The sequence below is a fragment of the Photorhabdus sp. CRCIA-P01 genome, from assembly GCF_003545805.1.
In the GTDB taxonomy this organism is placed as follows: Bacteria; Pseudomonadota; Gammaproteobacteria; order Enterobacterales; family Enterobacteriaceae; genus Photorhabdus; species Photorhabdus antumapuensis.
The window spans coordinates 1-7,588 of sequence record NZ_NMQR01000085.1; the positions used below are offsets into that span (position 1 = coordinate 1).

General features: G+C 49.4%; 6 protein-coding genes and 1 pseudogene. All 7 read left to right on the top strand.

The features are described from left to right. A partial coding sequence (locus D3222_RS22970; protein ID WP_255417062.1) for a T6SS immunity protein Tli4 family protein occupies positions 1-458 on the top strand: 458 nt, incomplete at its 5' end. A 662-nt stretch (positions 459-1,120) separates the two neighbouring features. Then, positions 1,121-2,248, top strand: a complete 1,128-nt coding sequence (locus D3222_RS22980) for a hypothetical protein (protein ID WP_118988181.1) — start codon at positions 1,121-1,123, stop codon at positions 2,246-2,248. Then, complete coding sequence (locus D3222_RS22985) at positions 2,245-5,616, top strand: ImcF-related family protein (protein WP_118988182.1); 3,372 nt, start codon at positions 2,245-2,247, stop codon at positions 5,614-5,616. Before D3222_RS22980 ends, D3222_RS22985 begins: the two co-directional genes overlap by 4 nt. Further along, positions 5,613-5,774: a hypothetical protein gene (locus tag D3222_RS25255; RefSeq protein ID WP_157975413.1), complete on the top strand. Its 162-nt coding sequence runs from the start codon at positions 5,613-5,615 to the stop codon at positions 5,772-5,774. Before D3222_RS22985 ends, D3222_RS25255 begins: the two co-directional genes overlap by 4 nt. Before the next feature lie 638 nt (positions 5,775-6,412). Continuing rightward, positions 6,413-6,544, top strand: a complete 132-nt coding sequence (locus D3222_RS26530) for a hypothetical protein (protein WP_255417063.1) — start codon at positions 6,413-6,415, stop codon at positions 6,542-6,544. Between the two features lie 8 nt (positions 6,545-6,552). Next, positions 6,553-6,810, top strand: a pseudogene (locus D3222_RS22990) (type VI secretion system contractile sheath small subunit); the annotation flags it as partial. Positions 6,811-6,908: 98 nt separating this feature from the next. Continuing rightward, a partial coding sequence (locus D3222_RS22995) for a type VI secretion system Vgr family protein (protein ID WP_118988184.1) occupies positions 6,909-7,588 on the top strand: 680 nt, incomplete at its 3' end.

Here is a 7,588-nt window from a genome sequence, read left to right on the forward strand (position 1 = left end):
TTTATTACTGGGGTAGTAGTAATGAGAAAGAGAATATAACCTTTGTCTATCAGGGAAATGAAAGTAACCATTTTAATTTCAGTATTGAAATACTGAATGATCTTAAAGAGAAAGACAATATGCTGGATCGTATTGGTGGAATGGAAGGGATGTTATTAGCTATGCGGGTCAAGACAATAAGGAAAGGGAAGCGGAAAATTAACGGTACTCATACGGAGGAAATTTTAGCGGCAGGTTCGGAAGGGATGTTATCGGAACCTGAAACGAAGATCCCCCAGTATATGTTTAATTTAATTGCCAATGAAACATTAGGAGATTATAAAAATCCCTTTGTTAATATTGAGTTGAAGAATGATCGGGAATCGCCAACGCTATATAGTGAAAATGAACTGGTAGCATTTTGGGATGCAGTAACGAAGACCTTTCGTAAAAGATCGGGTGCTTTCGGTGAGCGATGAAAATACGCTTTAAATTAACTCCCTTATAGGGATATAAGGGTAAAAATTCGGATAATATAATAAAAATCAATGCGTTTTTATATTCAGCTTTCATAATTATTCAGGCAATGAAAATTGAATATAAAAAGAGATTATTGGTTTTATTGATTGTTGAGGTTTCTCTCTTTTTGAGAGGTCGATAATTTTAAAAATAACTCACTGATGAGGGGGATAATATGATTCAACTTGACTATTGGGATGCGGCCTTATTCGCTTCCGTTTTCTTATTATATTACACTTGGCCGGCAATTGTACCCATTGATGCATATATAATTTATCAGATTATTAAGTGCATTAAGCAGAGACAATACAAACGTATGTTATTTTTTACTCCTGTTGTGGTGATAATTAGTGGTTCCTTGGTTTTTATTTTAATTATATGGCTGCAAGGGTGATAATATTGATGTCAAAATTAATGGCAGGATTTTTAGAGATAAAATGTTATCTCAGGATGCATTGTTATTTATTGCGTAATCACTCTGATAGTTAATGAGGTGTGTTATTATGTTTGGTATTATTTATTTGGCTAATGCAATTAACCAGGGTATTCATTTAATTGTGATGCATAATGGCTATTGCTCTGTTTTAAATTCCATTTTTCATAACAATATGAGGTCATTATTATGAGCTGGCCCATTCCTGAAATACCTGAACTCAAATCAGTAGCGCCTTTGCGCTATCGGTTATGGTTTGTCGTTTTACTTTTAATACTGGTTGTCGGTACACTCGTTTATGCTTTTCTAAAAGACACCACCGATTTCTTGCACGCCGCGATTTATAGCAGCTTACCGTCCTTCCTGGTATGGCTGATGTTATTCGGCGTGGTGCTGAACCGCTATGAGCAATATTGTGCAGCCGCGCAAGCCTGGGAAGCCGCCAGTGCGGAAACTCGTTTCCAGTGGCAGCAATGGAGCAGAAAACAACTGGCTGTGGTCGGCAATATGATTCTGACGCCTGAACAGCAAGGCATGGCATCTCTGTTAGGTGACTCGAAAGATATTCCTGTCTTTCCTCATCGAGGGCGGGCGCTGTTTTTATCGTCGAAAGATAACCGGCAATTATTGGATGAGCTTGATCGTGAGCTTGAGAAACAATGTCCGGGTTATCGCGGCTTTTTACACCGGATTTATGTTGCCTCTGTCGCTTCCGACGACTGGCTTTCTTATCAATCGTCGGTATACCAACAGTGGGATCTGCTCCCCATTCAGGCAGAAAACAGGGATGAGATCGATAAGTTATACAAAGAGGCGGCTTTTGAGGGGTTGATAATGGTTCTTGCCTGCCAACGGTGGCCGCCTGGCGGTGATAAAAAGGCATACAGCGAATTTGTGTCTGCTCAGTTACTCTCGTTGCCGGCATTTGCCACTCAGAAAAAGCTCAATGTCTTGGCCGGTATGGGGCGGCCTTTACCTTCGTTACCGGGAGAAATAATAAAAGATCTGCCTATATTATTTGAATATAACCGTATTGATAAAAAGAGTATGCGACACCTTTGGGTAACGGGTGTCCCTAATAATGTGCTGACTGAACTGGCGATTCACAGCTATGAACACGCGCTCAATTTCTCCCCGGAAAATCCAATTCATTTAATTGATCACACGTTTGGTCCGCCAGGGCCGTTGTCCGTGTTTTTGACCTCAGCCGTGCTGACTGAGGCCATTGGCCTGACGAATAGCGATCATATAGTTGTTAATCAATTACCCGAGGGTAGCGCTGTACTTTATTTAATGACGAAGGAGTTACACCGATGAAAATAAGTCGTGATCATCACTATGGCTACTGGGGATATGCTTTTTTTATCCTTAGCGTTGCCGGGATATTTTTCCTGCTGATTTATTTTAATCAAGCATTGCTGGCGGAAAATGGTCTGCTTAAACCCGCGTGGTATGCCTGTGCCACGATTTTCCCGGCCATATTAATCGGTTTATTCGGGAATACTGTTTGGTGGCATATCCGGCAGAATAAAACGCAACAAAAACTCAGACCTGAAACCGAAGGAACAAAAATTCCCCCCAGCCAATCCGCTTTGATACTCAATGAATTAGGCGATCGCCTGCACCGTCGTTACGGGATGTTCTGGGGGTATAAAGTCCGTATCTTGCTGGTCATGGGTGAGGCGGAGCAGGTGGAAGCCATCGCGCCGGGGCTGACGACCCAACACTGGCTGGAAGGCCATCGTACGCTCCTGCTGTGGGGCGGCAGTTTACACGCTGAACCCGATGCCACACAACTGACGGCCCTGCGTCGTTTGCGTCGTTTCCGTCCGCTCAACGGTATCGTCTGGGCATTGACCGAACAACAAAGCGCGCAGCCGGTCTGGATGGATAAGGCGCTGCGGATGTTGCAGAAACAGGCCCGGCAGTTACGCTGGCAGGCACCGATTTATCTGTGGCAGGTGTGCCACAGTCTCTGGTCTCAGGAAGATAGGTTGACTCAGGCGGTGGGCTGCTTTTTGCCTGAGCGCTGTACCCCCGATATTGTGGAGACCCAACTGCAACAGTTGATTGACCCGGTGCGCAAACAGGGGATGCAGCAATTACTGGCGAAGACCGCCCATGATTTTCTGTATCGGCTGGCGTCGACTTTAGAGCAAAAGGGCATAACCCACTGGCGTCAGGTGTTGACCCCGTTGTTACAGGAATATGCCGACGCGGTCTTGCTGCGCGGTCTGATGTTCAGTTTGCCGGTCAGCGTACACAAAGACGGCGCGCCACAGAGCTGGCTGCCCGATCCGGTGTGGCAGGGAGTCCTCAGTGACAGCCGAAGAGCCTCCGGTAGGCGGATGGGCGTGATCCGAAAACAGCAGGTTTATCACGGCCTGATGGTCCTGACCTTATTGTGGGGGGCGGGCAGTCTGCTGTCCTTTTTTACCAACCGCGACCAGATAGCGGGGATCAACGCGGCGGTGACTGATTTGCAAGCCCGTCCTGAGGCGTCCGACGCCCAGTTGATGGCGTTTAAGGCTCTGCGTAATGAAATGGGCCGGTTGCAATCCCGGGTCGAACACGGTGCCCCCTGGTATCAGCGTTTCGGTTTAAATCAAAATCAGCCGTTATTGACGGCGGTGCTGCCGTATTACACCCGGATGAATAACCGTTTGATACGAGATAAGGCGGCGGCGATATTGCACCAAAAACTGAGCGTCCTGGTGAATCTGCGCCCGGCCAGTCCGCAGCGTCTCAGCCGGGCGCAGGCCACGCATGACCAACTCAAAGCGTATCTGATGATGGCCTACCCACAGAAAGCGGATGCCGCGTTTTTAACCCGTATCCTCAGTGAAAACGAGCCGGCCCGGACCGGTATTGCCCCCGGCGTGTGGTTGAGTACGGCCCCGGATTTATGGGATTTTTACGCGCAAAATCTGTCTGCCCACCCGGAATGGCGGATAACCGCGGATACGGATTTAGTCAGGCAGGTGCGCCAAATACTGCTGACACAGATAGGGCGGCAGAATGCCGAAGCCGGGCTCTACCAGCAGATGCTGCGATCCGTCGGGAAGGATTATGCCGACCTGACCTTAAGACAAATGACCGGCGACACCGAAGCGGAACGGCTGTTTACCACCCCGCAGGGGGTGCCGGGGATGTTTACCCGTCAGGCGTGGGAAGGGCAGATACAGAAAGCGATTGATGAGGCAGTGGCCTCACGCAAGGAGGCGATTGACTGGGTGCTGAGCGATAACCGTCAGGCGGTCCCGGCAGCCGTCTCACCGGCCGAGCTGAAAGCCCGCCTGACCGCGCGTTACTTTACCGATTTTGCCGGGGCCTGGCAGGATTTTCTCAACAGCCTGCGCTGGCATAAAACGCGTAATCTGGCCGAGGTGACAGACCAGTTAACCCTGATGGCGGATGAGCGCCAGTCCCCGCTGATAGCGTTGATGAACACCGTGGCGTATCAGGGACAGGCGGGGCAACAGGACCCGGCGTTATCGGCGTCACTGATGAAATCCGCTAAAGCGTTGTTGAATAAAACATCGGTGCCGGTGATTGACCAACAGGCTGGCGAAGTAAACGGGCCGATGGACAGCACCTTCGGTCCGTTACTGGCGCTGATGGGGAAAAATAATCCGCAAAGCGGGATGACGGCGGACACCCCCCTCAATTTGCCCACCTTTCTGACCCGCGTCACCCAGGTGCGCCTGAAACTGCAACAGATGACCGCCAGTGATGACCCGCCGGAGAGGGCGAAGCGGCTGGCCCAGACGGTGTTTCAGGGAAAAAGCACGGACCTGACGGAGACGCAAGGCTACGGCAATCTGATGGCGGCCAGTTTGGGTGACCAATGGCGCGGTTTTGGTCAGACGATGTTCGTGCAGCCATTAACCCAGGCGTGGCAAGGGATACTGCAACCGTCTGCGGCCGGCCTGAATGCGCAGTGGCAGACCGCGATAGTGGCGAACTGGAATACCGCCTTTGCCGGGCGTTACCCGTTTGCCGGCGGAGACAGCGACGTCTCGTTGCCGATGCTGGGGCAGTTTATCCGGCCGGACACCGGGCGGGTTGAGCAGTTTCTGACCCGTGAGTTAGGCGGGATACTGCATAAAGAGGGCAACCGTTGGGTACCGGATGAGGTGAACAGTCAGGGGTTGCATGTTAACCCGCGTTTCCTGAAAGCGGTGAATCAGCTCAGTCAGTTATCGGACCTGCTGTTTGCTGATGGCAGTCAGGGGTTGCGGTTTGACCTGCGGGCGCGAGCGGCGCGGGATGTGGTGGAAACCGACCTGACGATAGACGGGCAGAAATTACGCTACTTCAACCAGAGGGAAAGCTGGCAGCGTTTTCGCTGGCCGGGTGACACCTACAAACCGGGGGTGATGCTGACCTGGACGAGTGTGAATGCGGGGGCGCGTTTGTTTGGCGATTATCCGGGGAACTGGGGGCTTATCCGCTGGCTGGCGCAGGCGAAAGTGGAAAAACTGGATGAAAGCCGCTATCAACTGACGTTTGTCGCGCCGGACGGATTACCGCTGACCTGGATTTTGCGCACGGAAATGGGCCGCGGGCCACTGGCGTTGCTGCAACTGCGGGGATTTAAGTTGCCGAAAAACCTCTTTGAGGTCACCCCAGGCAGTGACATGAATGTGTCAGTAACCGATGACGGTGACGGGGAGGCGGAATGATGCTGCAACGATCCCGGCACGATAATGATGTTTTAGCGTTGGAATTTCGCACAGAACTCGCGGGTCGCTATACCATCACTCAGGCGGTTAAACTACGCAAGTTATCGTTATCAGGCAACGTTAAGCGCGTACGGTATGGTTGGTTTAATCAGCGGTAACGGTGGCTGTTATGATAATGCGGTGATGACGTCATTGGGTGGGAATATTTTCGAGGACATAAGTGTCATTGTTATTGTGTTCACGTATTCCTTTCAAGAGTAAATTTTTTTTCATTTCTATTCTATTACTGTCCTTAAATTAATGACGGATATCTTTAAAGCGTATCGTCATCATATTTTCATTAATCCACGGTATTTTATCCGGGGAGACCCGATAACAATAAAATCATTTCCACCTGATTTAAACGTGTATAACGGAATTTATTCTCATTCGCATAATCTAATTGATAATCATTATTCTTTACCCCTGTTTTTATTGTCTGGGCTATTGGCCTGAAAATAACAGGCATTGTTTATCGGTATGACATAACCAATTGAAAAAATAAAATAATCATCTTGTGCTCATTAATAAACGGTTCTGTTATTGCAGAGCCAATAATCTCATTCATATTATAAAAATAAATGCAACCGCTTTATGAAAATAAAGTCTACCTTGTTTAGGTTTTGTTAATATATTGTCTGTTGCTTATCCCCTTTGGCGAGTTTTCTCTCTGATACGCGCTAAACAAAAAGGGCTTTTTTTAAAAAAATATCTTGCTTTTTTTAAAGACAGTTTAGAAAATCACCCTGGTTAGGAAATGGCCTGTCCGGTAAATGTCTTTATTTATGGTGGTGGCCTTGTCGGTGTTCTCTTATTTTCTGCCCGGTTAACTGCCTGCCCTGAAATACCTGAAACCGGTTTTACCTTCCTGAAATTCATTATGGTCTGACTCAGGTTATGGAGTGCTTTTTTATTATTGGGGAGCCGCTTGTGGCACAGAGTTTTCAAAACGAAATCCCCAAGGCGCGGATAAATATTAAATTGGATTTACATACCGGTGGGGCACGGAAAAAAGTCGAGTTACCGCTGAAATTATTAGTGATGGGCGATGACAGCCATGGTCAGGAACAGCATCCCCTCTCGGAAAGAGAAAAGGGAGATATAAACAAAAACAATTTTGACCGGGGACTGGCTGAATTTAGGCCCGCAATGAAAACCCGCAGAAACAGAACAGATCATGACCTTATGGGCCTCGGTATCCGGCTATGGGCGGTAGCGTACCTGAAGCGATCAGGAAGCACACAGGAGAAAACATGAACAACGCAACACCGGCGATCATCTTTGATCACAGCCGCTACAAACTGAACGTGCGCAAGAATACCGCGCCGCTGGATGTCGTGGCGTTTAGCGGGCAGGAGTTTTTAAGCCGGCCTTTTCGTTACGCCGTTGAATTCACCAGCCCGGTGAAGGATATCGAACCGGCGCGGATGCTCATGCGGGACGCCGCGTTTACCCTGACGTCGCCGGCGATTAATCCGGGGATGCGGGGCATGCCGGTGATACCGCCCGCCCCGTTGCGCACGATCTACGGGGTGATTAGCGGATTTAAGCTGTTGTCCACCTCGCATGACGAAAGCCGTTATGAAGTCACCCTGGAACCCCGGCTGGCCCTGTTGTCGAGAAGCCGCCAGTCCGCGATTTATCAGAAGATGTCGGTGCCGGAAATCGTGGAAAAAATCCTGCGTGAACGGCACGGTTTTCGCGGGCAGGATTTCTTATTCACCCTGGCGTACCCCTACCCGAAGCGGGAACAGGTGATGCAATACGACGAGGATGACCTGCGTTTTATACAGCGACTGCTGGCGGAAGTGGGGATCTGGTACAAACTGACCGCGGACGAGCGGCTGAACATTGACGTGGTGGAATTTTACGACAAGCAGCGCCACTACCAGTTTAATGTCCATATGCCGGCCCGCTCGCCGTCAGGCATGCA